This window comes from Pseudomonas kuykendallii, assembly GCF_900106975.1.
Lineage (GTDB): Bacteria > Pseudomonadota > Gammaproteobacteria > Pseudomonadales > Pseudomonadaceae > Pseudomonas_O > Pseudomonas_O kuykendallii.
In genome coordinates this window covers 377,912-404,593 of record NZ_FNNU01000001.1, presented here as the reverse complement: position 1 = coordinate 404,593, position 26,682 = coordinate 377,912, and the positions used below count along the sequence as shown (strand labels likewise).

The 26,682-nt window shown below is 66.9% G+C and carries 26 protein-coding genes; 7 read left to right on the top strand and 19 right to left on the bottom strand.

Translation table 11 applies throughout. The features are described from left to right. Positions 1-242: 242 nt before the first annotated feature. The 3 genes from gcvT to BLV15_RS01750 all read left to right on the top strand — a co-directional run bounded on the left by gcvT (position 243) and on the right by BLV15_RS01750 (position 3,483). The gene (gene gcvT, locus BLV15_RS01760; RefSeq protein WP_090224090.1) at positions 243-1,325 is read left to right on the top strand and encodes a glycine cleavage system aminomethyltransferase GcvT; all 1,083 of its coding nucleotides are present in this window, start codon (positions 243-245) and stop codon (positions 1,323-1,325) included. Positions 1,326-1,418: 93 nt separating this feature from the next. Further along, positions 1,419-1,805, top strand: a complete 387-nt coding sequence (gene gcvH, locus BLV15_RS01755) for a glycine cleavage system protein GcvH (RefSeq protein ID WP_090224088.1) — start codon at positions 1,419-1,421, stop codon at positions 1,803-1,805. A gap of 217 nt (positions 1,806-2,022) precedes the next feature. Beyond that, complete coding sequence (locus tag BLV15_RS01750; protein ID WP_090224086.1) at positions 2,023-3,483, top strand: inorganic phosphate transporter; 1,461 nt, start codon at positions 2,023-2,025, stop codon at positions 3,481-3,483. 118 nt (positions 3,484-3,601) lie between these two features. Here BLV15_RS01750 and BLV15_RS01745 read toward each other — a convergent pair whose 3' ends face one another. The 6 genes from BLV15_RS01745 to BLV15_RS01720 all read right to left on the bottom strand — a co-directional run bounded on the left by BLV15_RS01745 (position 3,602) and on the right by BLV15_RS01720 (position 9,548). Continuing rightward, positions 3,602-3,913 (bottom strand): DUF2388 domain-containing protein, encoded by a 312-nt coding sequence (locus tag BLV15_RS01745; protein ID WP_090224085.1) that lies wholly within the window; start codon positions 3,911-3,913, stop codon positions 3,602-3,604. 89 nt (positions 3,914-4,002) lie between these two features. Beyond that, entirely contained in the window at positions 4,003-4,449 is a 447-nt protein-coding gene (locus tag BLV15_RS01740; RefSeq protein WP_090224083.1) for an NfeD family protein, read from the bottom strand. After that, positions 4,446-5,378, bottom strand: a complete 933-nt coding sequence (locus tag BLV15_RS01735) for an SPFH domain-containing protein (RefSeq protein WP_090224081.1) — start codon at positions 5,376-5,378, stop codon at positions 4,446-4,448. The genes BLV15_RS01740 and BLV15_RS01735 overlap by 4 nt, the downstream gene beginning before the upstream one ends. A gap of 97 nt (positions 5,379-5,475) precedes the next feature. After that, positions 5,476-7,260 carry a type IV pilus assembly ATPase TfpB gene (gene tfpB, locus BLV15_RS01730; RefSeq protein ID WP_090224080.1) on the bottom strand — a complete coding sequence of 595 codons (1,785 nt, stop codon included), beginning with the start codon at positions 7,258-7,260 and terminating at the stop codon, positions 5,476-5,478. A 72-nt stretch (positions 7,261-7,332) separates the two neighbouring features. Beyond that, positions 7,333-7,998, bottom strand: coding sequence for a DUF502 domain-containing protein (locus tag BLV15_RS01725; RefSeq protein ID WP_090224078.1), 666 nt, complete (start codon positions 7,996-7,998; stop codon positions 7,333-7,335). A 182-nt stretch (positions 7,999-8,180) separates the two neighbouring features. After that, positions 8,181-9,548 carry a CYTH domain-containing protein gene (locus BLV15_RS01720; RefSeq protein ID WP_090224076.1) on the bottom strand — a complete coding sequence of 456 codons (1,368 nt, stop codon included), beginning with the start codon at positions 9,546-9,548 and terminating at the stop codon, positions 8,181-8,183. A 100-nt stretch (positions 9,549-9,648) separates the two neighbouring features. On the opposite strand from BLV15_RS01720, the gene argE reads away from it, so the two are divergent. Both argE and argA read left to right on the top strand, forming a co-directional pair. Beyond that, positions 9,649-10,800 carry an acetylornithine deacetylase gene (argE, locus tag BLV15_RS01715; protein WP_090224074.1) on the top strand — a complete coding sequence of 384 codons (1,152 nt, stop codon included), beginning with the start codon at positions 9,649-9,651 and terminating at the stop codon, positions 10,798-10,800. Between the two features lie 133 nt (positions 10,801-10,933). Then, a complete protein-coding gene (gene argA / locus BLV15_RS01710; protein ID WP_090224073.1) occupies positions 10,934-12,232 on the top strand; it encodes an amino-acid N-acetyltransferase in 1,299 nt (432 codons plus the stop codon). 578 nt (positions 12,233-12,810) lie between these two features. On the opposite strand, the gene BLV15_RS01705 is transcribed toward argA, so the two are convergent. From BLV15_RS01705 to BLV15_RS01675, 7 genes are all read right to left on the bottom strand, one after another. Continuing rightward, positions 12,811-13,485, bottom strand: coding sequence for a cysteine hydrolase family protein (locus BLV15_RS01705; protein WP_090224072.1), 675 nt, complete (start codon positions 13,483-13,485; stop codon positions 12,811-12,813). A 225-nt stretch (positions 13,486-13,710) separates the two neighbouring features. After that, complete coding sequence (locus BLV15_RS01700) at positions 13,711-14,637, bottom strand: ABC transporter permease (RefSeq protein WP_090224071.1); 927 nt, start codon at positions 14,635-14,637, stop codon at positions 13,711-13,713. Then, entirely contained in the window at positions 14,637-15,758 is a 1,122-nt protein-coding gene (locus BLV15_RS01695; RefSeq protein WP_090224069.1) for an ABC transporter permease, read from the bottom strand. The genes BLV15_RS01700 and BLV15_RS01695 overlap by 1 nt, the downstream gene beginning before the upstream one ends. Then, positions 15,751-17,259: an ABC transporter ATP-binding protein gene (locus BLV15_RS01690; protein WP_305087626.1), complete on the bottom strand. Its 1,509-nt coding sequence runs from the start codon at positions 17,257-17,259 to the stop codon at positions 15,751-15,753. The genes BLV15_RS01695 and BLV15_RS01690 overlap by 8 nt, the downstream gene beginning before the upstream one ends. 128 nt (positions 17,260-17,387) lie before the next feature. After that, the gene (locus BLV15_RS01685) at positions 17,388-18,473 is read right to left on the bottom strand and encodes a BMP family ABC transporter substrate-binding protein (protein WP_090224067.1); all 1,086 of its coding nucleotides are present in this window, start codon (positions 18,471-18,473) and stop codon (positions 17,388-17,390) included. 153 nt (positions 18,474-18,626) lie between these two features. Then, a complete protein-coding gene (locus BLV15_RS01680; RefSeq protein ID WP_090224065.1) occupies positions 18,627-19,013 on the bottom strand; it encodes a VOC family protein in 387 nt (128 codons plus the stop codon). A gap of 3 nt (positions 19,014-19,016) precedes the next feature. Beyond that, the gene (locus tag BLV15_RS01675; protein WP_090224064.1) at positions 19,017-20,024 is read right to left on the bottom strand and encodes an isopenicillin N synthase family dioxygenase; all 1,008 of its coding nucleotides are present in this window, start codon (positions 20,022-20,024) and stop codon (positions 19,017-19,019) included. A 435-nt stretch (positions 20,025-20,459) separates the two neighbouring features. On the opposite strand from BLV15_RS01675, the gene rutR (BLV15_RS01670) reads away from it, so the two are divergent. Next, positions 20,460-21,095, top strand: a complete 636-nt coding sequence (gene rutR / locus BLV15_RS01670; protein ID WP_090224062.1) for an HTH-type transcriptional regulator RutR — start codon at positions 20,460-20,462, stop codon at positions 21,093-21,095. Positions 21,096-21,263: 168 nt separating this feature from the next. Here the strand turns inward: rutR (BLV15_RS01670) and rutF are convergent, their stop codons facing one another. From rutF to rutA, 6 genes are all read right to left on the bottom strand, one after another. Further along, positions 21,264-21,788, bottom strand: coding sequence for an NADH-dependent FMN reductase RutF (gene rutF / locus BLV15_RS01665; protein WP_090224061.1), 525 nt, complete (start codon positions 21,786-21,788; stop codon positions 21,264-21,266). A 31-nt stretch (positions 21,789-21,819) separates the two neighbouring features. Then, complete coding sequence (locus BLV15_RS01660; protein ID WP_090224059.1) at positions 21,820-22,410, bottom strand: malonic semialdehyde reductase; 591 nt, start codon at positions 22,408-22,410, stop codon at positions 21,820-21,822. Between the two features lie 17 nt (positions 22,411-22,427). Beyond that, a complete protein-coding gene (gene rutD / locus BLV15_RS01655; RefSeq protein WP_090224057.1) occupies positions 22,428-23,204 on the bottom strand; it encodes a pyrimidine utilization protein D in 777 nt (258 codons plus the stop codon). A gap of 53 nt (positions 23,205-23,257) precedes the next feature. Continuing rightward, positions 23,258-23,644 carry a pyrimidine utilization protein C gene (gene rutC / locus BLV15_RS01650; RefSeq protein ID WP_090224055.1) on the bottom strand — a complete coding sequence of 129 codons (387 nt, stop codon included), beginning with the start codon at positions 23,642-23,644 and terminating at the stop codon, positions 23,258-23,260. 163 nt (positions 23,645-23,807) lie between these two features. Next, entirely contained in the window at positions 23,808-24,539 is a 732-nt protein-coding gene (gene rutB, locus BLV15_RS01645; protein WP_090224053.1) for a pyrimidine utilization protein B, read from the bottom strand. Beyond that, positions 24,539-25,630, bottom strand: coding sequence for a pyrimidine utilization protein A (gene rutA, locus BLV15_RS01640; RefSeq protein WP_090224051.1), 1,092 nt, complete (start codon positions 25,628-25,630; stop codon positions 24,539-24,541). The genes rutB and rutA overlap by 1 nt, the downstream gene beginning before the upstream one ends. A gap of 349 nt (positions 25,631-25,979) precedes the next feature. Here rutA and rutR (BLV15_RS01635) point away from each other — a divergent pair, with 349 nt between their 5' ends. Next, complete coding sequence (gene rutR / locus BLV15_RS01635) at positions 25,980-26,675, top strand: HTH-type transcriptional regulator RutR (RefSeq protein ID WP_090224049.1); 696 nt, start codon at positions 25,980-25,982, stop codon at positions 26,673-26,675. The last annotated feature ends 7 nt before the right edge of the window (positions 26,676-26,682 follow it).

Sequence of the window (26,682 nt, the reverse complement as noted above, 5' to 3'; positions counted from 1 at the left end):
TCCTTCGTATCCGCCCGCCCGTCGGACCGCCTCGAGGCCGGGCCGCGGCCCTGCGGGCGGACATCAACTGCGACAGAAACCCGGGATGACCGCCCCCCACCTTGCGGCTACAATGCGCGCCATTCGATGCGGCCGACCATCCCCGGCAGGCCTGTGTGGATCTGCGCAAGCCCCGTCAACCGCGGGTTTCAGCCAGATCACCAGGCCCGAACGCATCTCGCCGGACCCGGAAGGAGAAACCCATGGGTAAGCGTACGCCCCTCTATGACCAGCACCTGGCGCTCGGCGCCAAGATGGTCGACTTCGGCGGCTGGGACATGCCGCTGCACTACGGATCGCAGGTCGAAGAGCACCATCAGGTGCGCCGTGACTGCGGTGTCTTCGATGTCTCCCACATGACCGTCGTCGACCTGTCCGGCAGCGATGCCAAGGTCTTCCTGCAAATGCTCCTGGCGAACGATGTCGCGCGCCTGGCGAGCCCCGGCAAGGCCCTCTACAGCGCGATGCTCAACGAGCGTGGCGGCGTGGTCGACGACCTGATCGTCTACCTCACCGAGGACGGTTACTGCCTGGTGGTGAACGCCGCCACCCGCGACAAGGACCTCGCCTGGATGCAGCAATGCAGCGAGGGTTTCGACGTCGAGCTGCGCGAGCGTGCGGACCTCGGCATGCTGGCGGTGCAAGGCCCGCAGGCGCGAGCGCGTACCTGCGAGCAGGTCAATCACGTGCGCGCCGAATTGATTCGGGCGCTCAAGCCGTTCCAGGGCTTCGCCGATGGCGACTGGTTCATCGCCCGCACCGGCTACACCGGTGAGGACGGCCTGGAGATCATCCTGCCGCAGGATCAGGTCGCCGGGTTCTTCAGCGAACTGGTCGGCGCCGGCATCTCGCCGATCGGCCTCGGCGCGCGCGACACCCTGCGCCTGGAAGCCGGTATGAACCTCTACGGCCAGGACATGGACGACAGCACGTCGCCGCTGATCTCGAACATGGCCTGGACGCTCGCCTGGGAGCCCGCCGAGCGCCAGTTCATGGGCCGCGCCGCGCTCGAGGCACAGCGCGCCCAGGGCGCCCTGCCACGTCTGGTCGGGCTGGTGCTGGAAGAGCGCGGCGTGCTGCGTGCGCATCAGGTGGTACGCGTGGTCGGCGTCGGCGACGGCGAGATCACCAGCGGCAGCTATTCCCCGACGCTGGGCAAATCGATAGCGCTGGCACGCGTGCCGGCCGCCACCGGCGTGCGCGCCGAGGTGGAAATCCGTGGCAAGTGGTATCCGGTTCGGGTCGTCCAGCCCACCTTCGTCCGCCATGGCAAAGTACTGATCTGATCGCCGGGCCTTCCGCTCCGCAGGTTTTCCGCGAAAAGCCGCGCGGGGCTGCTAAATTACCGGCAGTTTTTGCCAACTCTGGAGACCAAGAAAATGAGTGATATCCGTGCCGACCTGCGTTACGCCGCCAGCCATGAATGGGCCCGCCTGGAAGCCGACGGCACGGTCACCGTGGGCATTTCCGACCATGCCCAGGAAGCCCTCGGCGACGTGGTCTTCATCGAACTGCCGGACGTCGGCGCACAACTCGCCGCGGGCCAGGAAGCCGGCGTCGTCGAGTCGGTGAAGGCTGCCTCGGACATCTACGCCCCGGTCGGCGGCGAAGTCATCGCGGTGAATACCGGCCTGGCCGATGGCCCGGAAGGCGTCAACAGCGATCCCTACGGCAGCTGGTTCTTCAAGCTGCAGCCCAGCGACGTCAGCGAGCTGGACAAGCTGCTCGATGCCGACGGCTACCGCGCCGCCGCCGACGAAGCCTGAGTTCCGGCGAGCACCGACCGTGTCGGGTGCCCTCGGCTCATCGAAACCGGCGTTCGCGCCGGTTTCGCGTTTCTGCCCGGTGTCTCCTTCGCCGCGCCGGGAACGCGCTCCGCGGCCCGCCGGTCGGTGCCGAGTGCGCTGCATCAATAAACGCCTAGGGGAGCATGGTGGCTTTTCTGTCATAATCGCGCCCCCTCAAGAGTGGTCCTGAACCTTCATGTTCGAACTTTTCAGCGGGCTCGATGCCTGGCTGGTGCTGAGCCTGGTGCTCGCTCTGGCATTCGTCCTCACCTTCGAATTCATCAACGGTTTCCATGACACTGCGAACGCGGTCGCCACGGTGATCTACACCAAGGCGATGCCTCCGCACCTCGCCGTATTCGCTTCGGGTGTGTTCAATTTCCTCGGCGTGCTGCTCGGCGGCGTGGGCGTGGCCTACGCGATCGTCCACCTGCTGCCGGTCGAGCTGCTGATCAACGTCAACACCGCCCACGGCCTGTCGATGGTGTTCTCGCTGCTCGCCGCCGCCATCGCCTGGAACCTCGGCACCTGGTACCTGGGGATTCCGGCGTCCAGTTCGCACACCCTGATCGGCTCGATCCTTGGCGTCGGCCTGGCCAACGCGCTGATCACCGGGATTCCGGTGGGTGACGGGATCAACTGGCAGAAGGCGATCGACATTGGCCTGTCGCTGATCGTTTCGCCGATGGTCGGTTTCGTCGTCGCCGGCCTGGTGCTGCTCGGCCTGAAGTGGTGGCGGCCGTTCTCGAAGATGCACAAGACCCCCGAACAGCGCCGCAACAAGAAGCACCCGCCGTTCTGGAATCGCCTGGTGCTGGTGCTGTCGGCGATGGCCATGAGCTTCGTCCACGGGTCCAACGACGGGCAGAAGGGCATCGGCCTGATCATGCTGGTGCTGATCGGCCTGGTGCCGGCCAAGTTCGTCCTCGACCTGAACGCCAGCACCTACGAGATCGAGCGTACCCGCGACGCGGCGACCCACCTGAGCATGTTCTACGAGCGCAACGCCGATTCGCTGGGCGATTTCCTCGCGCTGAAACGTCGCGACGTCGACCTGCCGCCGGAATATCGCTGCGATCCGAAGCTGACCGTGCCGACCATCGCCGCGCTGAAGGCCAACCTCGAGGGCATCGACGACTACCGTACCCTCAGCGAAGCCAAGCGCATCGAAGTACGCCGCTATCTGCTGTGTCTGGACGACTCGGCGAAACTGGTCGGCAAGCTGAACGTGCTCTCGGGACGTGACAAGTCGGACCTCGACAAGCTGCGCGGCGACCTCACCACCACCACCGAGTACTCACCGTTCTGGGTGATCCTGGCGGTCGCGTTGGCGCTCGGCATGGGCACCATGATCGGCTGGAAACGGGTGGTCTTCACCGTGGGCGAGAAGATCGGCAAGCAGGGCATGACCTATGCCCAGGGCATGTCTGCGCAGATCACCGCCGCCTGCGCCATCGGCCTGGCCAACGTCTTCAGCCTGCCGGTATCGACCACCCACGTGCTGTCGTCCGGTGTCGCCGGGACCATGGTGGCGAACAAGAGCGGGCTGCAGGGCAACACCATCCGCAACATCCTGCTGGCCTGGGTGCTGACCCTGCCGATCTCGATGGCGCTGGCGGCGCTGCTGTTCTGGACCGCCACCCGCGTGTTCGGCTGACGCCGGGCCGCTTGAAAAGGCCGCCTACGGGCGGCCTTTTTGTTGCCCACAGCATGGGCGACGGCGGATGACAGGCATGAAAAAGCCGCCCGGGGGCGGCTTCGTCGTCGCTGCAGGATCACTGGGCCGGCTGTTGCTCGGCGGTCAGGATCGCGGTGGCCAGGGCCATGTCGTCGGCCTGCAGGTCAGGATTGTTGCCGCGCACCTGCTGCAGGGCGGCTTCCAGGTAGGGACCGCGGATCGCGCCATTGCTGGCGACGAAACTGCTGGCATCGTCCTGCGCGGCATAGACGATCTTGTCGTCCTTGAAGGTGGAATACAGCGACGCGGAAATACCGGCGGAGGTGGCGTAGTCACGCACCCCTGCGGCCATGGCGGCGGTGGCAGGCAGGCAAAGCGCCAGCGAGGCGATCAGAAGTTTATTGCGCATGATAGGGCTCCTTTTGAACGGCCCGTCGAGGGGGACCTACCCATCAGAAAGCGCGGTGCGGCAAACAGTTCCGTTCGTCGTACCTTCCCTCAGGCTGCTTCGACCCTGAGCAGTACGCCGTCCTGGCCGATCACGCGCACTTCGCTGCCTTGCGGCAGGTCCGGGCCGGTCACCAGCCAGAGGCTGTCGCCGGCCTTGATCTTGCCGCGTCCGTCGACGATCGCTTCGTGCAGGGCGAAGCGCCGGCCGAGGAATTCCTGGCCGCGCTGGTTCAGGCCCGGCTGCTCCGACGGCGACTTGCCACTGCGCTGGCGCCGCCACCAGTACACCGCCGTCAGGATCGACAGCACGCCGAACAGCACGAACTGCAACGCCCAGGGCAGCGCCGGGAAAACGAAGCCGGCCAGCGCCACGCCGGCCGCGGCCACGCCGATCCAGAGCAGATAACCGCCGGCGCCGAACACCTCGAGGATCAGCAGCAGCGTGCCGAAGGCCAGCCATTGCCAGGGCGAGAGGTGTTGCAGGTACTCGATCATGGCCGCTTGTCTTCGGGTGCGTTGCCGAAGGTGGCCTTGACGATCTCGCCGATGCCGCCGACCGCGCCGATCACCTGGCTGGCTTCCAGCGGCATCAGGATCACCTTGCTGTTGTTGGAGCCGGCCAGCTTGCCGAGGGCGTCAATGTACTTCTGCGCGACGAAGTAGTTCACCGCCTGCACGTTGCCGCTGGCGATGGCCTCGGAGACCACGCGGGTCGCCTCCGCTTCGGCGGCCGCCGCGCGTTCGCGCGCCTCGGCCTCGAGGAAGGCCGCGGCACGCTCGCCCTCGGCGCGGAGAATTTCCGCCTGCTTGTGCCCTTCGGCGGTGAGGATCGCCGCCGAGCGCGACCCCTCGGCTTCGAGAATCTGCGCGCGCTTGACCCGCTCGGCCTTCATCTGCCCGGACATGGCGGCCATCAGGTCGGCCGGCGGGCTGATGTCCTTGATCTCGATGCGGGTGATCTTGATGCCCCAGGGCGCGGTCGCTTCATCGACGGTCTTGAGCAGCTTCTCGTTGATGTTGTCGCGCTGGCTGAGCATCGCATCCAGCTCCATCGAGCCGAGCACGGTGCGGATGTTGGTCTGCAGCAGGTTGCGGATCGCATGCACCAGGTTGTTCACCTCGTAGGCGGCCTGGGCGGTGTTGATCACCTGGTAGAAGCACACGGCGTCGATCTGCACGGTGGCGTTGTCGGCGGTGATGACTTCCTGCGGCGGGATGTCCAGCACGCTTTCCATCACGTTGATCTTGTGGCCGATGCGGTCCATCACCGGGACGATGATGTTCAAACCGGGCTTGAGCGTGGTGGTGTAGCGACCGAAGCGCTCCACCGTCCACTGGTAGCCCTGCGGCACGACCTTGAAGCCCATGAAGACGATGGCCACGGCGAGGCCGACGAAGAGAAAGATGACGCTGGCGACTTCCATTGCGGTTCCTTTGCGAATGAAGAGGAAGCGCCAGTCTAACCCGGATCGCCGGCCGGCTCAGGTTCCCGGCCGACCAAGCTGTTGCCGCACGTTGCGTTCACTTCTGCTCGCTCTGCGGCGTTACCCGGAGGATTTCCTCGATGGTGCTGAGGCCGGCGGCGACCTTTTGCGCGCCGGACAGGCGCAGGCTGCGCATGCCATCTTTGAAGGCCTGGCGGCGGAAGGCGACGAGGTCGATGTCGGCGGTGATCAGCGGCTTGATCGAGTCGTTGAGCAGCATGATCTCGTAGACCCCGGCGCGCCCCCGGTAACCCGTGTCGCGGCATTCGTTGCAGCCCACCGCGCGGTGCGCTCCGGTTGGCAGCGGCGCGCTCCAGGGTTTGGTCAGGCTGTGCCAGTCGGCTTCGTCGAGTTCCACTGGCGCCTTGCAGTGCGGGCACAGGGTGCGCACCAGACGCTGCGCCATGACGCCCAGCAGCGTCGCCTTGAGCAGGTAGTGCGGTACGCCGAGTTCGAGCAGGCGGGTGATCGCGCTGGGCGCGTCGTTGGTGTGCAGGGTGGAGAGCACCAGGTGGCCGGTGAGCGCCGCCTGGATGGCCATTTCGGCGGTCTCCAGGTCGCGGATCTCGCCGACCATGATGATGTCAGGGTCCTGGCGCATCAGCGCGCGCACGCCGCTGGCGAAGGTCAGCTCGATGTTGTGCTGCACCTGCATCTGGTTGAACGCCGGCTCGATCATCTCGATCGGGTCCTCGATGGTGCAGACGTTCACTTCCTCGGTGGCCAGTTGCTTGAGCGTGGTGTAGAGGGTGGTGGTCTTGCCCGAACCGGTCGGCCCGGTGACCAGGATGATGCCGTTCGGCTGGCCGGTCATCGATTGCCAGCGGCGCAGGTCGTCGGCGGAGAAGCCCAGCGCGTCGAAGCTCTTGAGCAGCACCTCGGGGTCGAAGATACGCATCACCATCTTCTCGCCGAACGCCGTCGGCAGCGTCGAAAGACGCAATTCGACCTCGCCGCCGTCGGGCGTCTTGGTCTTGATCCGGCCATCCTGCGGCTTGCGTTTCTCGGCGACGTTCATCCGCCCGAGGTTCTTCAGCCGGCTGATGATGGCGATCGTCACCTGCGCGGGGAACTGGTAGACGTTGTGCAGCACGCCGTCGATGCGGAAACGCACGGTGCCCATCTCGCGGCGCGGTTCGATGTGGATGTCGCTGGCGCGCTGCTGGTAGGCGTACTGGAACAGCCAGTCGACGATGTTGACGATGTGCGCGTCGTTGGCGTCCGGTTCCTGGTCCTGCGCGCCGAGGCTGAGCAACTGCTCGAAGTTGCCCAGGTTGCTGATTTTCTGGTCGATCGAGTTGGCGCCGCTGACCGAGCGCGCCAGGCGGTAGAACTCGGTGGTGAAGCGCTGGATCTCCGCCGGGTTGGCCACCACGCGCTTGATCGGGCGCTTGAGCACGTGGGTCAGGTTGGCTTCCCAACTGACCACGAAGGGCTGCGCGCTGGCGATGGTGACCGCCTCGGCGTCCACCGCGACGGCGAGGATCTTGTGCCGCTGGGCGAAGGCGAAGGACATCAGCGGGGTCAGCGCGGCGACGTCGATCTTCAGCGGGTCGATGCGCAGGTACGGCTGCCCGGCGTGGTCGGCGAGCCAGCGCGTGAGGGTTTCCAGATCGAGCTTGCGCGGCGGGTTGGCCTTGTCCTCGACCTGCTGTGCGGCGAGGAACTCCAGCGGGTGCTGCTGGTTGTTCAGCGAGCTGCGGCGGATCGCCAGGCACTGCTCGGCGGCGTTCTGGTCGATGCGGCCCTGGGCGACCAGGTCGCGGAGCAGATCGGCCAGATCGAGCGTGCGGTCGGCGGCGGAGGAGGTGAGGGCGGACATGCGGAGTCCCCTTGAGCGGCTGGGGGACTAGGATGCCCTAATCCCGGTGATCGCAGAACCTGCGCCTGGCGGCTAGCCGGGCAGTTGATCGGCCTCGCGACGCGGCAGCGCCGGTGGCGGCGTCAGGCCCATGGAGACGTAGATGCTGGTTAGCGTATCGACGCCCATGTTGGCCGGGCGAATCCATTCCTGGGGCACGTAGAGCAGGCCGCCGCCGACCGGGATCGGCGCGGTCGGCACCAGGATAGCCACGTGCGGGCGGCCTTCCAGGTCGACCGTCACGCCGCTGGGCATCAGTGCCAGCACCGCCGCGCCGTCGCCCCCGAAGAAGCACCAGACCGGGCTCATGCTGGTGATGTCGGCGTCCTTGTCGCGGTCGAGCAGGCCGACGAAGCGGTCCGCGAGGTTGTAGAAATTGCCGATCAGCGGCACCCGCCGCAGGGTCACCCGGAACAGCCAGGCCAGCGGCCGGCGAAAGCCCAGCTGCACGGCCAGGCCGAGCGGGTAGAGGCTGGCGAGGATCACCAGGGTGCCGACCAGGTAGGCCAGGTAGGAATTGCTGGCGAACGGCTGGCCGAGCGCGGCGAGCACGCGGCCGATCAGCGTTGACGGACCGACGATGCCGTTGAGCAGGTTGACGATCCAGGCCAGCAGGGCAAACGTCAGCACCAGGGGCAGCAACGCGATCAGCCCGGTCAGCCAGGTGGCGACGAGGGATTGGAAGCTTCGTTTGAACACGCGGGGCTCCGGTGGATGAACAGGTCGCCGGAGCTTGCCAGATTATCCCCGGAGGAACTATCGGCAGGCTCTGCGGCGCGGGCGGTGTGGGTGTGGTGGGCTGAAGCCCACCCTACGCGTTCGCAGATGCCCGATGGTTGAGTGAGGGCGCGGCTTAGACCTGCCCCACGAATTCGCGGGCTTCAGCGGTTGAGCGTCTTCCAGGCGCGCAGGGTGCCGACGGTGCGGGCCTGCTGCTCGCGTTCGTCGAGCACGCCGTCCTCGTCGCGCGGGCGGTTCGCCAGGTCGACCAGCTTGCTCAACTCGCCGAACAGCCGGTCGGTCTCCGCCAGCTCCAGCACGCCGCGGCCCAGGCGCAGCCAGACCAGCAGGCGCTCCAGGCGCGGCAGTTGCTCGGCGAGGTCCTCGGGCTGCAGTTCGTAGCGCGCCAGCGGCAGCGCCTTGGCCTCGTCGCCGAGTTGCCGTGGCAGCCATTTGCCCAGCGGCGCGGCGCCCTGGCGCGTCCCGCGCTCGTTGCGACCAGCGGTCCACTGGCGGCCCAGCAGCCAGTTAGAGGCGTTCAGCGAGAACACGCCCCAGCGCGTGCCGGCCAGCTCTTCGGCGAACAGCCCTGGCGCCGCCTGGCGCACGCTTTCGTCGTCGTGCCCGGCGAGCAGGCGTGGGCGCCAGTCGGCCAGCAGCGCATCGAGGCTTTCGCGCAGCGCGTGGCTGCTCGAACGCGGCGCGGCCTGGCCGAGGCTGCTGAGCAGGGCGCGCAGGTCGACCAGTTGGCGCAGCCAGTCCTCCAGCAGCTTCCAGTGGCCGTTGAAGCGATATTGCTCGGCGAGGCGCTGGCTGCTGCCGAGCAACTGCCAGGCGAGCGCGGCGAAGGCATCGTCCAGCGCCATCAGGCCATTGAGCTCCGCGGCGGGCAGGCTGACGGCGTAGCTGTCCGGATCGAACAGGCGATAACCGCGCTCGGCCTTGCTGATGTCGCAGGGCATCAGCGGCAGGCTCGCGGCCAGCTCGGCGGCCAGCTCCAGCAGCGCCTCGGGTTCGCCCTGGCGCAGTTCCAGCTCCAGCTCGCAGATTTCCTCCTGCTTGCCGTCGGCGAGCACCTGGCCGAGGTCCAGCGCCGCCTCGACGACTACCTTGGCCTTGCCGCGACCCCAGGCGATCTCCGCGCGTTCGCGGACGAAATCGGTGGTGAACAGCGGTTTCAGGGTCTTCTTGTCCAGGTCGGCCAGGCTTTCCGGCCAGCAGTCGTCGCCGAGCAGCTTGATATCCAGCCTGGCTTTGGGCAGGTTCCATTCCCACTCGTTGCGTTCGGACAACCCGGCGACGCTGCGCCCGCGGCTCTTCAGGGTCTGGATGAACAGGTCGCCGTCGCGACGCACGCGCAGGGCGACCCTGGCCTGAGCCAAATCGCGATTCGGCGTGTCGTAATACTGGTTGAGCAGTTCACTGCGCTCCCAGCCGGACTTGTTGCGCTTCTTCAGTAGCGGGTGCTCGCGCAGTGCGGCGAGGGTTTCGCGGCTGGCGCGCAATTTGATTTCGGTTTCTTTGTGCATGGCCGTGGCGTTCGACGCAGCGCGGGACGGCTGCCGGAAGCGGAAAGTCTACAGGACGCGTCCGCCGCACGCTTTCACGATGCAGAACCCTGGAGTATTCATGTCACCGCCCAACCTGAAAGAACGCTTCGCCGCGCTGATCGCCGCGCCGTCGGTGAGCTGCACCCAGGCGCACTGGGACCAGACCAATCGCCCGGTGATCGAACTGCTGTCCAGCTGGCTGGGCGACCTCGGTTTCGTCTGCGAGACCCAGGAAATCAGCCCCGGCAAGTTCAACCTGCTGGCCAGCTACGGCAGCGGTCCCGGCGGCCTGGTGCTGGCCGGGCACAGCGATACCGTGCCGTTCGACGCGCCGCTGTGGAGCGGCGACCCGCTGCAGCTGCGCGAGGCCGACGACCGTTGGTACGGCCTCGGCGTGTGCGACATGAAGGGCTTCTTCGCGTTGATCATCGAAGCGGTGCTGCCGTTGCTGCAGCAGCCGTTCCGCCAGCCGTTGCTGATCCTCGCCACCTGCGACGAGGAAAGCTCGATGTCCGGCGCCCGCGCGCTGGCGCGGGCCGGACGGCCGCTGGGGCGCGCCGCGGTGATCGGCGAGCCGACCGGACTGCGGCCGATCCGTCTGCACAAGGGCGTGATGATGGAGCGCATCGACATCCTCGGGCAAAGCGGCCACTCCTCCGACCCGAGCTTCGGCCACAGCGCTCTGGAGGCGATGCAGGCGGCGATGCACGAGTTGTTGCTGCTGCGCGGCGAATGGCAGCGCGAGTACCAGAACCCGCTGTTCAACGTGCCGCAGCCAACCCTCAACCTCGGCTGCATCCACGGCGGCGACAACCCGAATCGCATCTGCGGGCAATGCTCGCTGGAGTTCGACCTGCGCCCGCTGCCGGGGATGGACCCGCAGCAGCTGCGCGCGGCGATCCGCGACAAGCTGCAGCCACTGGCCGAGGCCCGCCAGGTGCAGATCGACTTCGCTCCGCTGTTTCCCGAAGTGCCGCCGTTCGAGCAGGCCGCCGACGCCGAGCTGGTGCGCCTTGCCGAGCGGCTCACCGGGCACGCCGCCGAGGCGGTGGCATTCGGCACCGAAGCGCCTTATCTTCAGCAGCTTGGCTGCGAGACCCTGGTGCTCGGCCCCGGCGATATCGCCTGCGCGCACCAGCCGGACGAGTACCTGCAGCTGTCGCGCCTGGAACCTTGCGTGAACCTGCTGCGCGAGCTGATCACCCATTACTGCCTGAACCCCGCCCGCTGAGGCCGACAACGGAGTACCCCGTGCTACGACGATGAGTCCCTCCCCCGAGGACCGAGACGCCGCCACCCAAGGCCTCTCCGCGACCCCGCGCCCGACCGGTGCGGGGAGTTATCCGATCGACAGCGGTTCTTTCATGCACGACTACGTCAACTGGCTACGCCACGCTTCGCCCTACATCAACTCCCACCGGGAGCGCACCTTCGTGGTGATGCTGCCCGGCGAGGGCGTTGCCCACCCCAACTTCGGCAACATCGTCCACGACCTGGTGCTGCTGCACAGCCTCGGCGTGCGCCTGGTGCTGGTCCACGGTTCGCGCCCGCAGATCGAGGCGCGGCTGTCGGCGCGCGGGCTGACCCCGCACTTCCACCGCGACCTGCGGATCACCGATGCGCAGACGCTGGAGTGCGTGATCGACGCCGTCGGCCACCTGCGCGTGGCCATCGAGGCGCGCCTGTCGATGGACCTGGCCGCCTCGCCGATGCAGGGCGCGCGGCTGCGGGTATCCAGCGGCAACTACGTCACCGCGCGGCCGATCGGCGTGCTCGACGGCGTCGACTACCACCACACCGGCGAGGTCCGCCGCATCGACCGCAAGGGCATCGGCCGCCAGCTCGACGAGCGCAACATCGTGCTGCTCTCGCCGCTGGGCTATTCGCCGACCGGCGAGATCTTCAACCTCGCCTGCGAGGACGTGGCGATGCGCGCGGCCATCGACCTGGCCGCCGACAAGCTGATCCTGTTCGGTGCCGAGCACGGCCTGCTCGACGAGAGCGGCAAGCTGATCCGCGAACTGCGCCCGCAGCAGGTGCCGGCGCATCTGCAGCGCCTGGGCAGCAACTACCAGGCCGAACTGCTCGATGCCGCCGCGCACGCCTGCCGCGCCGGGGTGAAGCGCAGCCACATCGTCAGCTACGCCGAGGACGGCGCGCTGCTCACCGAGCTGTTCACCCGCGACGGCGGCGGCACGCTGGTCGACCAGGAGCAGTTCGAGCAATTGCGCGAGGCGAGCATCAAGGACGTCGGCGGGCTGATCGACCTGATCACGCCGCTGGAAGAGCAGGGGATTCTGGTGCGCCGCTCGCGCGAAGTGCTGGAGCGGGAGATCGAGCAGTTCAGCCTGGTCGAGCGCGACGGCCTGATCATCGCCTGCGCGGCGCTCTACCCGATCGCCGATTCCGATGCCGGCGAACTGGCGTGCCTGGCGGTGAACCCGGATTACCGCCACGGAGGGCGCGGCGACGAACTGCTCGAACGCATCGAGGAGCGCGCCCGGGCGGCCGGGCTGAAGACCCTGTTCGTGCTCACCACGCGCACCGCGCACTGGTTCCGCGAGCGCGGCTTCGAGCCTAGCGGCGTCGAGCGCCTGCCGGCGGCGCGTGCCTCGCTGTACAACTTCCAGCGCAACTCGAAGATCTTCGAGAAGACGCTGTAGGCGCCAAGGCGGTGCGCGCGGCGCACCCTACGCCAGCGAGCCGGCATGCGTCGCGGGGGAACGCTGTGCGCAATCGGCGCGCCTGGATCACTCCTCACGGGTTCGGCGAGGCACCGCCCGGTGGGTCACGGCGCGTCACGCTCGGCGCGGAACCAAACTTCCGGAATGCGCCTAACCCACCCTACGGCTAACGCAGCGCGCGATCTCGTAGGGTGCGCCATGCGCACCAACCCTCTCGTCTCGACTGCCCCCGGGGCGGCGTTAGGCGACGCACCGCCCGGTGGGTTACGGCGCGTCACGTTCGGCGCGGGACCAAACTTCCGGGAATGCGCCTAACCCACCCTACGGCTAACGCAGCGCGCGATCTCGTAGGGTGCGCCATGCGCACCAACCCTCTCGTCTCGACTGCCCCCGGGCGGCGTTAGGCGAGGCACCGCCCGGTGGGTTACGGCGCGTCACGTTCGGAGCGGGCCCCACCCTCCGGAATGCGCCTAACCCACCCTACGGCTAAAGTCGGACGTCTTGCGTAGGGTGGGCTTCAGCCCACCATCGCAAGCGCCCGCTGGGGCAGCGTGCGTTTAGCCGCGCCAGACCTGCAGCAGGTCCTGCGATTCCATCACCAGCCCCAGGTGCAGCGAGACCATCGAGAACGCCGCGGACTCCAGGTGTTCGTCGGTGCCGCGCACCAGGTCGCGCAGGACGATCACCCGGTAATTGAGGTTGTTCGCCTCGAAGGCGCTGTTGAGCACGCAGCAGTCGGCGAAGCCGCCGTTGAACACCAGAGTGTCGATGCGCTGGTTGCGCAGCAGGAAGTCCAGGTCGGTGGGATAGAAGGCCGACAGCCGGCGCTTGTTCGAGACCATCAGGTCGCCCGGTTCGACGCAGGTCACCCATTCGGTCCAGATCGAGCCCTCCAGCGCGTGTTCGGCGTGGTTGGGAATCTCCCCGACGTGCAGCGGGAAGGTCCGCCGCCAGGCTGCCGGAATCCCGTTCATATCGTCCGAGCCGTCGGCGCGCAGCACCGAGCGGATGTGCACCACGCGCACGCCCAGCGCGCGGGCCTGATCGTGGAAGGCGTCCACCGGCGCCACCAGCTCGCGCGCGCGTGGCGCCGGGCAGGGGCATTCCGGCGAGTCGTCGAGGTGCCCGCGGTGAAGGTCGATGGAGATGATCGCGGTGCGGCTGGGGTCGAGGTAGTCGGCGAATTGCGCCGCGTCCAGCTCGCGCGGTTGTTCATAGACGAAGGTGCGCATGCGGGCTCCTGGGAGTGGGTAATGGGTAGTTTGCGGAAGAGTGCGGTCTGCGCCCTGGTGGATGTGAAAAGCGACATCCACCCTACGAAAAGCCGATCGGTGCAGTGGCTATGATCGGCGCGTCATCCGCAACTCAACGCTTTCGTAGGGTGGATCGCGCTTCATCGATCCACCGTGCGGTGCCGCGCCTGACAGCGAAGTAAAAGACGGGCCCCGTTCAGTCGTTCAGCGCCGTTCCTCGCGCACATAGGGTTCGCCCAGCGCGCCGGGCTGCGCATTGTTCTGGCGGCCGCCGAGGGCGACCCAGATCATCACGCCGAGGGTCACCGCATAGGGCGTCATCAGCACGAAATACTGCGGCAGGCGCACCCCGGCGGCGGCCAGTTGCGGGATCAGCGCCTCGATGCAGCCGAACAGCACCGCGCCGGCCAGTGCCTTCCACGGCGACCAGCGGGCGAAGATCACCAGCGCCACGGCTATCCAGCCGCGCCCGCCGCTCATGTCGGCGATCCACATCTTGGTGCTCAGCACGGCGATGTAGGCGCCGGCCAGGCCGACCAGCGCCGAGCCGGCCATCACCGCGGCGAAGCGGTAGGCGAGCACCGGGATGCCGGCGGCATCGGCCGCCTGCGGGTTCTCGCCCACCGCGCGCAGGCGCAGGCCGGACGTGCTGCGGTTGAGGTACCAGACCACGCCGAGGAAGATCGGCACGGTCAGGTAGACCATCAGGTTCTGGTGGAACAGCTTGCCCACCAGCGGCAGCTCGGACAGCGGCCAGAGGGCCAGCGCGGGCAGCCCGCGGATCGGCTGGTTGGTCCATTCCAGCAGCGTGCCGAGCAGGCTGGTGAGGCCCTGGCAGAAGAACACCAGGGTCAGTCCGGCGATCACCTGGTTGACCCGCAGGACGATCACCATCACGGCGAAGAGGATCGACACCAGCGCGGCGGCAGCCATTCCGGCGAGCAGCGAGAGGCCGGCCACGCCGAAGGCCAGCTGCGTGCCGATGCTGGCCAGCGCCCCGGCCAGCAGCAGGCCCTCGGCGCCGAGCGAGAGCACCCCGGCGCGCTCGGTGAGAATCAGGCCCAGCGCGGCGAGGGCGTAGGGCACGGCGAAATCGGGCACGTTGCCGAGCCAACTGGCGAGCAGGTCCATCAGCTTTCCCTCCCGGCGATGCGGCGGATGCGGTGGCGAATGAAGAAGTCCGAGGAGGCGACGCAGATGACGATCAGCGCCTGGATAAGCTGAACCATGGAAAACGGGATCTGGTAGAACACCTGCAGGTTGCGCCCGGCGACGAACAGGGTCGCCACCAGCAGCGCGACGATGGTCGCCGCCAGCGGGTTGTTGCGCGCGAGGAAGGCGATGAGGATGCCGGAGAAGCCGTAGCCCTGGTAGAACGCCTGGGTCAGGCGGCCTTCCTGGCCGGCGGCGACGACGAAGCCGGCGATCCCGGCGAGGCCGCCGGAGAGCAGCACGGTGCCGACGATCACCTTGCGCACCGGCACCCCGACCGCATCGGCGACACGCGGGTTGGCGTCGACGAAGCGCAGGTACAGCCCGGCGCGGCAGACGCCGACGAACCACCAGGCGAACAGCGCCACCAGCACCGCCAGCGGAATCGCCATGCTGTAGCCGTCGAACATCTCCGGCAGGCGCTCGAAGGCGCGGTACTGCGGCGAATAGGGGAAGGAATCCTTGGGGTCCTTCCACGCGCCGTAGACCAGGTGCAGGAGGAAGTTGGCGGCGATGTAGTTGAGCATCAGGGTGGAGATGATCTCGTTGACCTTGAGGTTCAGCTTGAGCAGCACCGGCGCCAGCGCCCAGGCCAGCCCGGCGAGGGTGGCGGCGACGAACATCAGCGCCAGGCGGGTGGATTCCGGGCCGACCTCGAACAGCGAGATGGCGGTGGCGGCGATCCCGCCCCAGATCATCTGGCCCTCCAGGCCGAGGTTCCAGAAGCGCGCGCGGAACGCCAGGCAGCCGGCGATGCCGACCATGACGATGGGCGCGGCCTGGAACAGCACCGCGCGCAGGCTCTGCGCATCGAACAGGGTGAGGATGACGAACTCGTCGAGCAGCTCGCCGCCAGGGACGCCGGCGGCGATCAGGATGGCCGCGGAGATGCCCAGGCCGAAGATCAGCGATACGGCGAGGATCAGCGCCTGCCAGTGCCAGGCCATCTGCTGGCGGATTTCCAGGGCGTAGCGGCGGCTGGTCAGCGGCTGGCGCTTCGGCGCGGACGTGGGTCGGGTTGCGTTGGAAAGCTCAGACATGGTCCACCATGGCTTTGCCGATCGCCTGGCGATCGGCGGGTCGTTCGAATTCGGCGACGATCTTGCCGGCGCTCATCACGCCGATGCGGTCGGCCAGGGCCAGCACTTCGTCGAGGTCCTCGCTGATCAGCAGCACCGCGGCGCCGCTGTCGCGCGCAGCCAGCAGGCGCTGGTGCACGGCGGCACCGGCGCGCACGTCGAGGCCGCGGCTCGGGCTGTGGGCGAGGACGATGCGCGGCTCGCGGGAGAACTCGCGGGCGATCACCAGCTTCTGCGCGTTGCCGCCGGAGAGCAGCGCGGCCTTCTGGCGGACGTTGCGCACGCCCTGCACGTCGAAGCGTTCCACGGCGGCCTGCGTCTCTTCCCGCGCGCGGCCTTCGCGCAGCAGCCAGAACGGTCCGTAGCGGCCGCTGTGGACCTGGCCGATGGCGAAGTTCTCGGCGATCGACAGGCCGCCGGCCAGCGCCAGGCCGTAACGGTCGGCGGGGATCGCGGCGATGCGCAGGTCGCGGCGCTGGTCCATGTCGGCGGTGCGCAGGTCGCCGAAGCCTTCCAGGGCGATCTCGCCCTCGCTGGGTTCGGGCAGCCCCATCAGCACGTTGGCCAGCTCGCTCTGGCCGTTGCCGCCGACCCCGGCGATGCCGTAGATCTCGCCGCCGCGCAGGCTCAGGTCGATGCCGTCGAGGATGCGTCGGCCGCCGATCTCCGGGGATTTCAGCCCGCGCACGCTGAGCAGGGCCGGGCCCGGTTCGCTGCGCGCATGCGCCGGCGCCGGTAGCGACTCGCCAACGGTGAGCTTGACCAGGTCGGCGATGGAGACCTGCTGCGGGTCGAGGGTTTCCACCGTGCGGCCGCCGCGCATCACCGTCACGCGGTCGGCGAAGCGTTTCACGTCGGCCATCCGGTGGGTCACCAGGATCACCGCCGCGCCTTGCCGGGCAAGGCCTTGCACGGTGGACAGCAGGCGTTCGCCTTCCTGGTCAGTGAGCACCGCGGTGGGTTCGTCGAGGATCAGGATCTTCGCCCCGGCGAGCAGCACCTTGAGGATCTCCACGCGCTGCTGCTCGGCGATGGACAGGTCCGCCACGGTCTTCTTCGGGTCGATGGAGAAACCGATCTGCTCGGCCTTCTCGGCGATCAGCCGTTCGGTCTCGCGCAGGCGCTTGCGGTGGCTGCCGTCGCTCCGCGGCAGGCCGAGCAGGATGTTCTCGGCCACGGAGAACGGCTTCACCAGCTTGAAGTGCTGGTGGACCATGCCGATGCGCTCGCGCGCGGCATCCGCCGGGCCCTTGAGCTGGACCTTGTTGTCGTCGATCAGCAGTTCGCCGGTTTCCGGCGCGTAGAGCCCGGCGGCGATGTTCATCAACGAGGATTTGCCGGCGCCGTTCTCGCCCAGCAGGGCATGAACCTCGCCCCATTTGACCGTGAAGCTGGCGTCGGAAAGGGCCTTGAAGCCGTCGAAGGACTTGCTGACGCCGGTGAGTTGCAGGGCGTTGGGCATTTGGATTCTCGGGATAGAGCGGAGGCGTGCGGCCGCCCGTGGAGGAAACCTCTGGAGCGGCTTTGCCAATGGCTTCGCGCACGAAGCCATTGGCAAAGGGACCGCGGCGCGGTCCCCGTTGGCGAGGGTTATTTCTGGGTGATCACGCCGGGTACGTACCAGTCCATCTTCCACAGGTCGGCGTCGGACAGGGTGCTGCCGGCCGGCACGCGTTCCTTGCCTTCGCGGTCGACCAAAGGCCCCGCGTAGATGTGCTTGCCGTCGATGATCGCCTGGCGCTCGGCCATGATCTTCGCCTTGGCTTCCTCGCTCAGGCCGACCTTGCCGAAGGCGATGTCGCCGCCGCCCTCGGGGATGGTCATGAAGGCACCGTAGGGCGCCGGCTTCCAGTTGCCGGCGGCGATCTTCTTCAGCTCCGGGACGAGGAACTTGTCCCAGGTCCAGATCGCCGAGCAGATGGTCGCATCCGGGGCGAACTGGCTGAGGTCGCGGTGGTGGCCGGTGCCGTACACGCCGCGCTCCTGAGCGACGATCTGCGGGGTCGGGGTATCGACGTGCTGGCCGATGACATCGGCGCCCTGGTCGATCAGCGCCATGGCGGCGGCGCGTTCCTTCACCGGGTCGTTCCACGCGCCGGTGTAGATCACCGTGGTGGTGGCATTCGGGTTCATCTGCTTGGCGCCCATCTCGTAGGCGTTGACGGTCCAGTTGACCACGCCGAACGGGTTGGCCGCGACGAAGCCCAGCTTGCCGGTCTTCGACGCCGCGCCGGCCGCCATGCCGCACAGGTAGTGGGTCTCGTAGGTACGGCCGTAGAAGGATTCGAGGTTATGCCCGTTGGTAGTGCCGGAACCGTTGAGGAAGGCCACCCTGGGGTATTTCTCGGCGAGTTCCTTGAAGGTGTCGGAGTAGCCGAAGGCGGTGCCGATGACGATGTTGGCGCCGCGCGAGATGAAGCGCTCGGCCGCCGGCTTGATCGCCGAGGCGCTCTCCGGGACTTTTTCGACGAACTGGATCTTCTGCCCCAGCTCCTTCTCGATCTTCACCCGTGCCTCGTCGAAGGCCTGGGTCCAGCCGCCATCGTTCTTCGCATCGAAGTAGATCATCGCGATCTTCGGCGGGCCTTCCAGGGTGAAGCCGTCATCGGCCATCGCAACGCCGGCCACGCTGACCAGCACGGCGCTGTAGAGGCTTCTCTGAATCCATTTGTGCATTGCGTCGTCTCCGGGAGTGAAGGTGGTGTGCATTCCTCCCCTCTCCCGTTTACGGGAGAGGGGCTGGGGGAGAGGGGAAAACCGCCCTCTCCCTAACCCTCTCCCATGAATGGGAGAGGGGCGAAATGTGCGCTGTCGAGCGTTTGCGCGGCCCTACAGCATGAAATTGATCCGGAACACGTTGCCTTCGGGGTCGAGCAGCACCGCCTGGTACCAGTTGTAATAGGTGGTGTAGGGCGCCTTGATCAGCGTCGCGCCGGCCTCCAGGGCCAGCGGTACCCGGAGGTCGACGTCCGCCTGGCTGTCGACGTCGATGTTCAGCAGGAACTTGATGCCGCGGGTCTCGGCCTGGTCGGCGAGGCCGAGCAATTCGTAGGCGTCCGGCGCGTTGAAGCCCAGGCACGACTTGCCGGTGTCGAGCCCGCGGAAGATCGGCGAGCGGATCGCCTCGATCTCGGCGAAGCCGAACACCTTCTGGTAGAAGCCGCTGAGGGCGACCACGTCGCGGGCGAAGACGTTGACGTAGGAGAGCGTGGCCATGGCTTACGCGACCTCGCTCTTGGTGCCGCCGAAGGTGGTCTGCTTGACGAATTTCGAGCGCAGGTGATCGCCGGAGCTGATCGGTGCGTGCTTCGCCGTTTCGCCGTCGGCGAGGCAGCTCGGCAGGCATTCGACGAGGGCGTCGTAGTTGGGCTGGTGGAAGAACACCAGCGACTGGCGCCGCGCGTTGCTCGGCTGCTCCAGCTCGGGAACGATCACCCGGTGCACGGTGGAGATCCAGCGGTCGTTGGTCCACTGCATCATCAGGTCGCCGATGTTCACCGCGAAGCCGTCCGGCTCGAAGGGCACGTCGACCCATTCGCCGGCCTTGTTGCGCACCTGCAGGCCGCCGGCGTCCGGCAGCACGATGGTCATGCTGCCGTAGTCGCTGTGCGGGCTGGCGCGGAACTGGCCGTCCTCGGGCGGCTGCGTCAGGCGCGGGTAGCTGAGCACGCGGAACATGCTGATGTGACGGTCGACCTTGTCGTCGAAGTAGTGCTCGGGCAACTCCAGGGCGAGGGCGAACAGCCGCATCATGTGCAGCGCCAGTTCGCTCATCGCGGCGAAGTATTCTTCATAGGCTTCGCGAAAGCCCGGCAGGGTGCTCGGCCAGACGTTCGGCGCGAAGTGCGGGCCGGCGTCCGCGCCGTTGTAGTAGGGCTCGTCGGGCACGTTGCTCGGGCCGACCGAGAAGGATTCCTTGAGGTCGCCCGGTGCCGCCTCGCCGGTGCTGTAGGAGAGGCTCTCCTCGGCCACCGCGGAGAAGCCGCGCACCTGGTCCGGGCGCGGGCGGTCGACCTTGCGTTTTTCCGCCAGCGGCAGGTCGAAGAAGGCTTGGCTCAGGCGCGATACGCGCTCGATGAGTTCGCGGGGAATCCGGTGTTTCTTGATGATCAGGAAGCCGATATCCCGGCAGGCCTGATCCACCGCCCTGGCAACTTTCTGTTTCCCTTCCGGAGTGCCTTCGAAATAGGGTTCGAGGTCGATGATGGGCACATACAACAGCGTCATTTCTACTCTCCGGTCGTGGGAAAGTTGATCGAGGGCAGCTGAAGTTACGTGAACTTAAAAGTGCACGACTAAGGCTATTCGAGTTGCTTTTATAATCATTTTGCCGCCTCTTTGAATAGCAACCGGTATGCCAATTTTGACCAAATGGACAAAAACGCATATCTGTTTGATTTATTTGGTTTTAAAGGTGAGGTTGGCGGCGTTTTGCCGCGCCGTGGTCGGGGTGGCGGTGCACCGCATTGGGACTGCCGCGCACCAAAGTATTGCCTACCCTGTTTTGTGCGGGGTGATCGCTCGGCGCATTGCGTCGTAAATAATTAACCCGCATTTTAAAAGGGTTGTTGCGCGGCGTGATGTGGGTTATTCAACGGGGGCGTTCCCATAACTTCGTCGCCTCTTCGGTGGTGAACTTTCCGCAGCAAAGGAAGTTCGACGGTGAGTAAAAAGAGCCTACCCGGAACACCCAAGCAGGAGGCGATCCAGGCGGCCGCGCTGGATCTGTTTTCGCGTTACGGGCTGCACGGAACCAGTCTGGATCAGGTCGCCAGCCTCGCCGGCCTGTCGAAGAGCAACCTGCTGTACTACTTCGCCTCCAAGGAGGAGTTGTACATCGATCTGCTGAGCAACCTGCTCGACCTCTGGCTGGCGCCGCTGCGCGCGATCGGCGCGGAGCAGGACCCGGCCGAGGCGATCGCCCAGTACATCCGCCTGAAGATGATCAACTCGCGCGATCACCCGCAGGCGTCGCGGCTGTTCTGCCTGGAGATGATCCAGGGCGCGCCGTTGCTGAAACCGGCGCTGGAAGGAACTCTGCGCGAACTGGTGGATGCCAAGGCCGGGGTGGTTCGCGCCTGGGTCGCTGCCGGCCGGTTGCAGCCGGTGGACCCGCATCACCTGTTCTTCTCGCTCTGGGCGCTGACCCAGCATTACGCCGATTTCTCGGTCCAGGTGCAGTCGATCACCGGTCGCACGCTGGACGATCCGGCGTTCTTCGAGCAGGCCCTGGCCAGTGTCCAGGGGCTGATCTTGCGCGGTATCGGGGTGGAAGCTGGCGAGCTTTCCGGGTCGTAGATGCCGTTCCCCTCGCCGGTCACATGCCCGGTGCGGGTCGAAAGGCGGCGTAGGCGGTGGAACCCCGTAGGGTGGATCGCGCCTTATCGATCCACCGGGTGGCGCAACGGTGGATGAAAGAAGCGTCGGCTACGCGCCCCGATCCACCCTGCATCTGCGGGCGTGGAATCAGATGCCCAGGCCGTGGTAGGCCCGTTCGAAGTACATCAGGCCCTTGCCCGGCTCGCCGTGGCGGATGGCGAGTACTTCGCAGAACAGGATGTCGTGGGTGCCGACCTGGGTGGTTTCGGCGACGCGGCAGTCGAAGGAGACCAGTGCCCCGTCGAGTACCGGTGCGCCGGTGGCCAGTTCGCCCCACTGCGCGGCGGCGAAGCGCTCGGCCATCGAGGTCTTGCCGCCGAACAGGTTGGACAGCGCTTCCTGGCCGTGGGCCAGGACGTTGACGCAGACCACGCCGTTGGCCAGGAAGGCGTCGTAGACCGAGGCGCCGCGGTTGAGGCAGACCAGCAGGGTCGGCGGTTCGTCGGTCACGCTGCACACCGCCGAGGCGGTGAAGCCTGCTTGCCCGCCGGGGCCGTCGGTGGTGATCACGTTCACCGCGGCGCCCAGGCGCGCCATGGCATCGCGATAGTCGTGCTTGAGCACGCGGGGCGGCAGGTCGTTGGCGCAGGCGGCGACGGAATGGCTGAGCATGAAAATCTCCTTGCCCCGCGGGGCGAGTCGGTCAGGCGAGCGTGCAGGCTTCTTCGAAGGCCAGGCGCGGCAGGCGCGGGTAAAGTTTCTCCGGGTTGCCATAGCCGAGGTTGATCAGCAGGTTGGCGGTCCAGGTGCTGCCGGCGAAGAAGGCTGCGTCGAGCTTGGCGCGGTCGAAACCCGACATCGGCCCGGTATCCAGGCCCATCGCGCGGGCGGCGAGGATCAGGTAGGCGGCCTGCATCGAGCTGTTGCGCAGCGCGGTCTGTTCGGCGAATTCCGGGCTGGAGGTGAACCAGCTGCGCGCATCGCCGTGCGGGAACAGGCGCGGCAGAGCTTCGTAGAATTCGCGGTCGTAGGCGACGATCACCGTCACCGGCGCGCTCATGGTCTTGTCCAGGTTGCCCGAGGACAGCGTCGGCTTGAGCTTTTCCTTGCCTTCGGCGCTGCGCACGAAGACGAAGCGCGCCGGGCTGCAGTTGGCCGAGGTCGGGCCCATGCGGGTCAGTGCATAGAGTTCGGCCAGTTGTTCGTCGCTCACCGGCTGGTCGCGCCAGCTGCCGTGGGTGCGGGCTTCGCTGAACAGGGTGGCAAGGGCTTTTTCGTCGAGTGCAAGGCTCATGGTGTTCTCCGGGCGTTTCAGGCCGCTTGCTGGAGGAAGTCCAGCAGGCTGGCTTCGAACGCCGCTTGTTCGGTCAGGTTGAAGGCGTGGCCGCCGAAGTCTCGCACGTCCAGGCGGGCGTTCGGCAGGCCTTCGGCCAGGGCCACGGATTGGGTCCAGGGCACCAGGCTGTCGTCGCGGCTGGCCATGACCAGCGTCGGCACGTCGATCTCGGCCAGTCGCGCGGAGATGTCGAAGGCGCGCAGCGCCGCGATCCGCCGCAGGGTGTTGGCCTCGCCGGGAAAGTGCGCGAGGGCGTGGGCCAGGTCCGCCTCGAGACGTTCGCCGTTGGCGACGATCCAGCTCGGCGGGTAGAGGAAGATCGGTTGCGCGGCCACGTAGGCGGCCGGGCCGGTGTTCTTCAGCAGCGCGATGCGCATGTCGAAGCAGCGCGCGCTGTGGGCGTTGGGCGCGGCCCAGGCGTTGATCGGCACCAGGCGGCGGATCAGGCCGGGGCGTTGCAGGGCGACCTGCAGGCCGACCAGGCCGCCGAGGGCATGGCCGACGAAGTCGCACTGGGTCAATTCGAGGTCGTCGGCCAGGGCCAGCACCTCGTCGGCCATGTCGGCGATGGAGTAGCCCTCGGCCAGCTCGGCGGGGCTGCGCCCGGTGCCGCGCTGGTCGTAGCTGATCACCCGGAAACGTTCGCCGAGCGCGGCCAGGTGCGGCGTCCAGTAGCCCGCCGAGCCGCCAAGGCCGGAGGACAGCAGGACGGTCTGCCCGGCGTCGGGATTGCCGTGGATTTCGTAGTGCATGGAGGGTCCTCGAGCCGCCGGATGCGCCGCTCAGGGCGCATCCGGGCAGCGCATCACTTGCCGACGTGGGCGATCGAGGCGATCTCGATCAGTGCCTCGGGTTTCACCAGGCCGCACTGGATGCAGTAGCGCGCCGGCTTCTCGCCGGCGAAGTACTCGGCGTAGACGGCGTTGATCGCCGCGTAGTCGGCCCAGTCCTTGAGCATGATCATGTTGAAGGTGACGTCGTCCATGGTGCCGCCGGCGGCCTCGACGACACCCTTGATGGTTTCCAGCACGTGGCGGGTCTGCTCGGTGGCGTTGCCGACGTGGACCACGTTGGCGTCCTTGTCCAGCGGCAGGGTGCCGGCGACGTAGAGGATGCCGTCGGCCAGCGAGCCCGGTACGTAGGGGGCGAGGGGTTTGCCGGTTCCCGGCGGGATGATCGATTGTTTGGGCATGGCAAGGCTTCCTGGTTTTCAGAGATCGCTCAGAAGCTGCTGCGCTCGGGCGGGCTGCGTTGGAGAAAACCTCGGACTGCTCATTTACAGCTCGTAAACTCCGCGTCCTCGGTTTTCTCCGCCTTGCCCGTCCTTCGCTCGCTACGCTTCTGAACGACCTCGGTTAATGATTCGGTTGCTTGAGCGTGGTGCAGAAGTCGTCGACCGAGGACACCCAGCCGAAGAACGTCTCGATGTTGAACAGCGCCGCTTCCTGGGCCGACGGCGGGCCGGCCTGGTGGGTCGCGTCGGCGAGGACCACGCCGAAGTATTCGAGGAAGAAACCGTCGCGCAGGGTCGATTCGACGCAGACGTTGGTGGCGATCCCGGTGAACACCAGGTTCTTGATCCCGCGGGCGCGCAGGATGCTGTCCAGCGGCGTGTTGAAGAAGCCGCTGTAGCGTGGTTTCGGCATCACGATGTCGCCGGGCAGCGGCTTCAGCTGGTCGACCAGGTCATAGTCCCAGCCGCCCTTGGCGAGCAGCGTGCCCTGCAGTTCGGGGCGCCGGCGCATGGTCTTCAGCGCGTTGGACTTGTGCCAGTTCGGCGAGCCGGGGCCGCCCGCCTCGACGTACTCCTTGTCCCAGCCGTTCTGGAAGAAGATCACCTGCACGCCGGCGGCGCGCGCGGCGTCGAGGGCGACCTGGATCTTCTCGATCACCGGGCCGGTGGAGGAGACGTCGAAGCCGGCGAGGTCGAGGTAGCCGCCGAGGGTCGAATAGGCGTTCTGCATGTCGACCACGATCAGCGCGGTCTGGCTGGGCCGCAGCTGCAGGGGTTCCGGGCGTGCCGGCAGGGTCAGCGGCGCGCTGGCGTCCACCGGCAGTTCGTAGCCGGATACGCTTTTCTCGCTCATCAGGCGATCTCCTTCAGGGTTTCCACGACGGCGCTGCGGCTCTTCATCAGCGGCTGGATGCGCTGGCCGAACTTCTCGACGCCCTCGATGAAGTCGTCGAAGGTCAGCATCACGCCCTCGGTGCCCGGCACCGCCGCCACTTCGTCGAGCATCTTCGCGACCTGCTCGAAGGAGCCCACCAGGGTGCCCATGTTGATGTTCACCGCCGAGGTGGGGTCGGACATCTGCCGCACGTTGGTGTCGCTGCCCGAGCGGGTGTCCACCGCGGCCTGGTCACCCAGCCACTTCAGCGCTTCCTGGTCGGCGCCGTCCTTGTACAGCTCCCATTTGGCGCGGGCGGCGGCTTCGGTTTCCTCGGCGATGACCATGAACAGCACGCAGGAATTGACCTCGCGACCGGTCTTGGCGGTGGCCGCGAGCAGGCGCTCGGTGGCCGGGGCGAAGGCGGCGGGGGTGTTCACGCCCTTGCCGAAGCAGAAGTTGTAGTCGGCGTACTGCGCGGAGAAGGCCATGCCGGCGTCGCTGGAGCCGGCGCAGATGATCTTCATGTCGGCCTGGGGTTTCGGGCTGACGCGGCAGTCTTCCATGGTGAAGTACTTGCCCTTCAGGTCGCTGTGCCCGGTGCTCCACAGGTCGCGCAGGACCTGGGCGTACTCACCGAGGTACTCGTAGCGGGTTGAGAAGAACTCGTCCCCCGGCCACATGCCCATCTGCGAGTACTCCGGGCGCTGCCAGCCGGTGACCAGGTTGACGCCGAAGCGGCCGCCCGAGATCGAGTCGATGGTCGAGGCCATGCGCGCGACGATGGCTGGCGGCAGGGTCAGGGTGGCGGCGGTGGCGAACAGCTGGATCTTGCTGGTGACGGCGGCGAGACCGGCCATCAGGGTGAAGGATTCGAGGTTGTGCTCCCAGAATTCGGTCTTACCGCCGAAGCCGCGCAGCTTGATCATCGACAGGGCGAAATCGAAGCCGTAGTGCTCGGCGCGCTGGACGATCTGCTTGTTCAGCTCGAAGGTCGGCATGTACTGCGGGGCGGTCTCGGAGATCAGCCAGCCGTTGTTGCCGATGGGAATGAAGACGCCAACTTTCATAACGATAACCCCTTGATTGCGCGTGTTGACGAGCGATGCCGGCATGTTCACGGCGCCTGCTCGCGGCGATGTGTCGCAGGGAAGAGAGCATGGACTGTGCCAGAAAAGAAAAATCCAGCGAAAACAGGAGGTTGGGTTAAACCTCTGCGTTAGAGTGGACCAAATGGTCTGCTATAGAGCACCTGGTTTGTGCGTGCCGCCCGAAAAAGACGCACGAATCCGGATCTGTCCATGATCGCCGTCAAGTCGGTCGCATTCAGTCGGCCTGACAGTCCCCGCCGTTTTGGCTATGGTGGCGGCCCCCGCCCGGCGCCTCGCCCAGGCGCTTTTGGCCGAACAGGAGGGCCGCATGACCCAGGACCACCCGTCCGGCGCCGAGCACGCGCCAGCGATCCGCAAGAAGGCGTCGCGCACGGCCAGCGCAGCGACCCTGGCGCGGCGCGAGCGGCAGATGGAAAGCAAGCGCGCGGCGATCACCGAGGCGGCCATCGCGCTGTTCTCGCAGTTCGGCCTGCACGGCACCAGCGTCGATCAGATCGCTGCCCGTGCCGACGTCTCCAAGACCAACCTGCTGTACTACTTCGGCAGCAAGGAAGACCTCTACCTGGCGGTGCTGCACCAACTGATGAGCGTCTGGCTGGCGCCGCTGCGCGCGCTGAGCGTGGAGATGGAGCCGCTGGAGGCGATTCGCGGCTACATCCGCCTCAAGCTCGAACTGTCGCGCGACGAACCGGCGGCGTCGCGGCTGTTCTGCCTGGAGATCATCCAGGGCGCGCCACTGCTGCGCGGCGAGCTGGAGCATGAGCTGCGCGATCTGGTGCACGCCAAGACCGAGGTGATCCGCCGCTGGAGCGAATCCGGCCGGCTGGCGCCGATCGACCCCTATCACCTGATCTTCTCGCTATGGGCGACGACTCAGCACTACGCGGACTTCCGCGTCCAGGTGGAATCCATCACCGGCCGCACGCTGAGCGACCCGGATTTCTTCGAGGAAGTGCTGGGCAGCCTTCAGGCGCTGATTCTCGACGGCATCCGCCCGCGCTGAGGACGAA

Coding starts and splice junctions, on each gene's coding strand:
- argA (WP_090224073.1), top strand. CDS start 10,934: ATGCACGACTACGTCAACTGGCTACGCCACGCTTCGCCCTACATCAAC.
- rutB (WP_090224053.1), bottom strand. CDS start 24,539: ATGAGCGAGAAAAGCGTATCCGGCTACGAACTGCCGGTGGACGCCAGC.
- rutD (WP_090224057.1), bottom strand. CDS start 23,204: ATGCACTACGAAATCCACGGCAATCCCGACGCCGGGCAGACCGTCCTG.
- BLV15_RS01680 (WP_090224065.1), bottom strand. CDS start 19,013: ATGGCCACGCTCTCCTACGTCAACGTCTTCGCCCGCGACGTGGTCGCC.
- BLV15_RS01700 (WP_090224071.1), bottom strand. CDS start 14,637: ATGGACCTGCTCGCCAGTTGGCTCGGCAACGTGCCCGATTTCGCCGTG.
- gcvT (WP_090224090.1), top strand. CDS start 243: ATGGGTAAGCGTACGCCCCTCTATGACCAGCACCTGGCGCTCGGCGCC.
- rutF (WP_090224061.1), bottom strand. CDS start 21,788: ATGCTCAGCCATTCCGTCGCCGCCTGCGCCAACGACCTGCCGCCCCGC.
- BLV15_RS01750 (WP_090224086.1), top strand. CDS start 2,023: ATGTTCGAACTTTTCAGCGGGCTCGATGCCTGGCTGGTGCTGAGCCTG.
- gcvH (WP_090224088.1), top strand. CDS start 1,419: ATGAGTGATATCCGTGCCGACCTGCGTTACGCCGCCAGCCATGAATGG.
- argE (WP_090224074.1), top strand. CDS start 9,649: ATGTCACCGCCCAACCTGAAAGAACGCTTCGCCGCGCTGATCGCCGCG.
- BLV15_RS01675 (WP_090224064.1), bottom strand. CDS start 20,024: ATGACGCTGTTGTATGTGCCCATCATCGACCTCGAACCCTATTTCGAA.
- BLV15_RS01740 (WP_090224083.1), bottom strand. CDS start 4,449: ATGATCGAGTACCTGCAACACCTCTCGCCCTGGCAATGGCTGGCCTTC.
- BLV15_RS01720 (WP_090224076.1), bottom strand. CDS start 9,548: ATGCACAAAGAAACCGAAATCAAATTGCGCGCCAGCCGCGAAACCCTC.
- BLV15_RS01705 (WP_090224072.1), bottom strand. CDS start 13,485: ATGCGCACCTTCGTCTATGAACAACCGCGCGAGCTGGACGCGGCGCAA.
- rutA (WP_090224051.1), bottom strand. CDS start 25,630: ATGAAAGTTGGCGTCTTCATTCCCATCGGCAACAACGGCTGGCTGATC.
- rutR (WP_090224049.1), top strand. CDS start 25,980: ATGACCCAGGACCACCCGTCCGGCGCCGAGCACGCGCCAGCGATCCGC.
- BLV15_RS01690 (WP_305087626.1), bottom strand. CDS start 17,259: ATGCCCAACGCCCTGCAACTCACCGGCGTCAGCAAGTCCTTCGACGGC.
- BLV15_RS01685 (WP_090224067.1), bottom strand. CDS start 18,473: ATGCACAAATGGATTCAGAGAAGCCTCTACAGCGCCGTGCTGGTCAGC.
- rutC (WP_090224055.1), bottom strand. CDS start 23,644: ATGCCCAAACAATCGATCATCCCGCCGGGAACCGGCAAACCCCTCGCC.
- BLV15_RS01695 (WP_090224069.1), bottom strand. CDS start 15,758: ATGTCTGAGCTTTCCAACGCAACCCGACCCACGTCCGCGCCGAAGCGC.
- BLV15_RS01660 (WP_090224059.1), bottom strand. CDS start 22,410: ATGAGCCTTGCACTCGACGAAAAAGCCCTTGCCACCCTGTTCAGCGAA.
- BLV15_RS01745 (WP_090224085.1), bottom strand. CDS start 3,913: ATGCGCAATAAACTTCTGATCGCCTCGCTGGCGCTTTGCCTGCCTGCC.
- BLV15_RS01735 (WP_090224081.1), bottom strand. CDS start 5,378: ATGGAAGTCGCCAGCGTCATCTTTCTCTTCGTCGGCCTCGCCGTGGCC.
- tfpB (WP_090224080.1), bottom strand. CDS start 7,260: ATGTCCGCCCTCACCTCCTCCGCCGCCGACCGCACGCTCGATCTGGCC.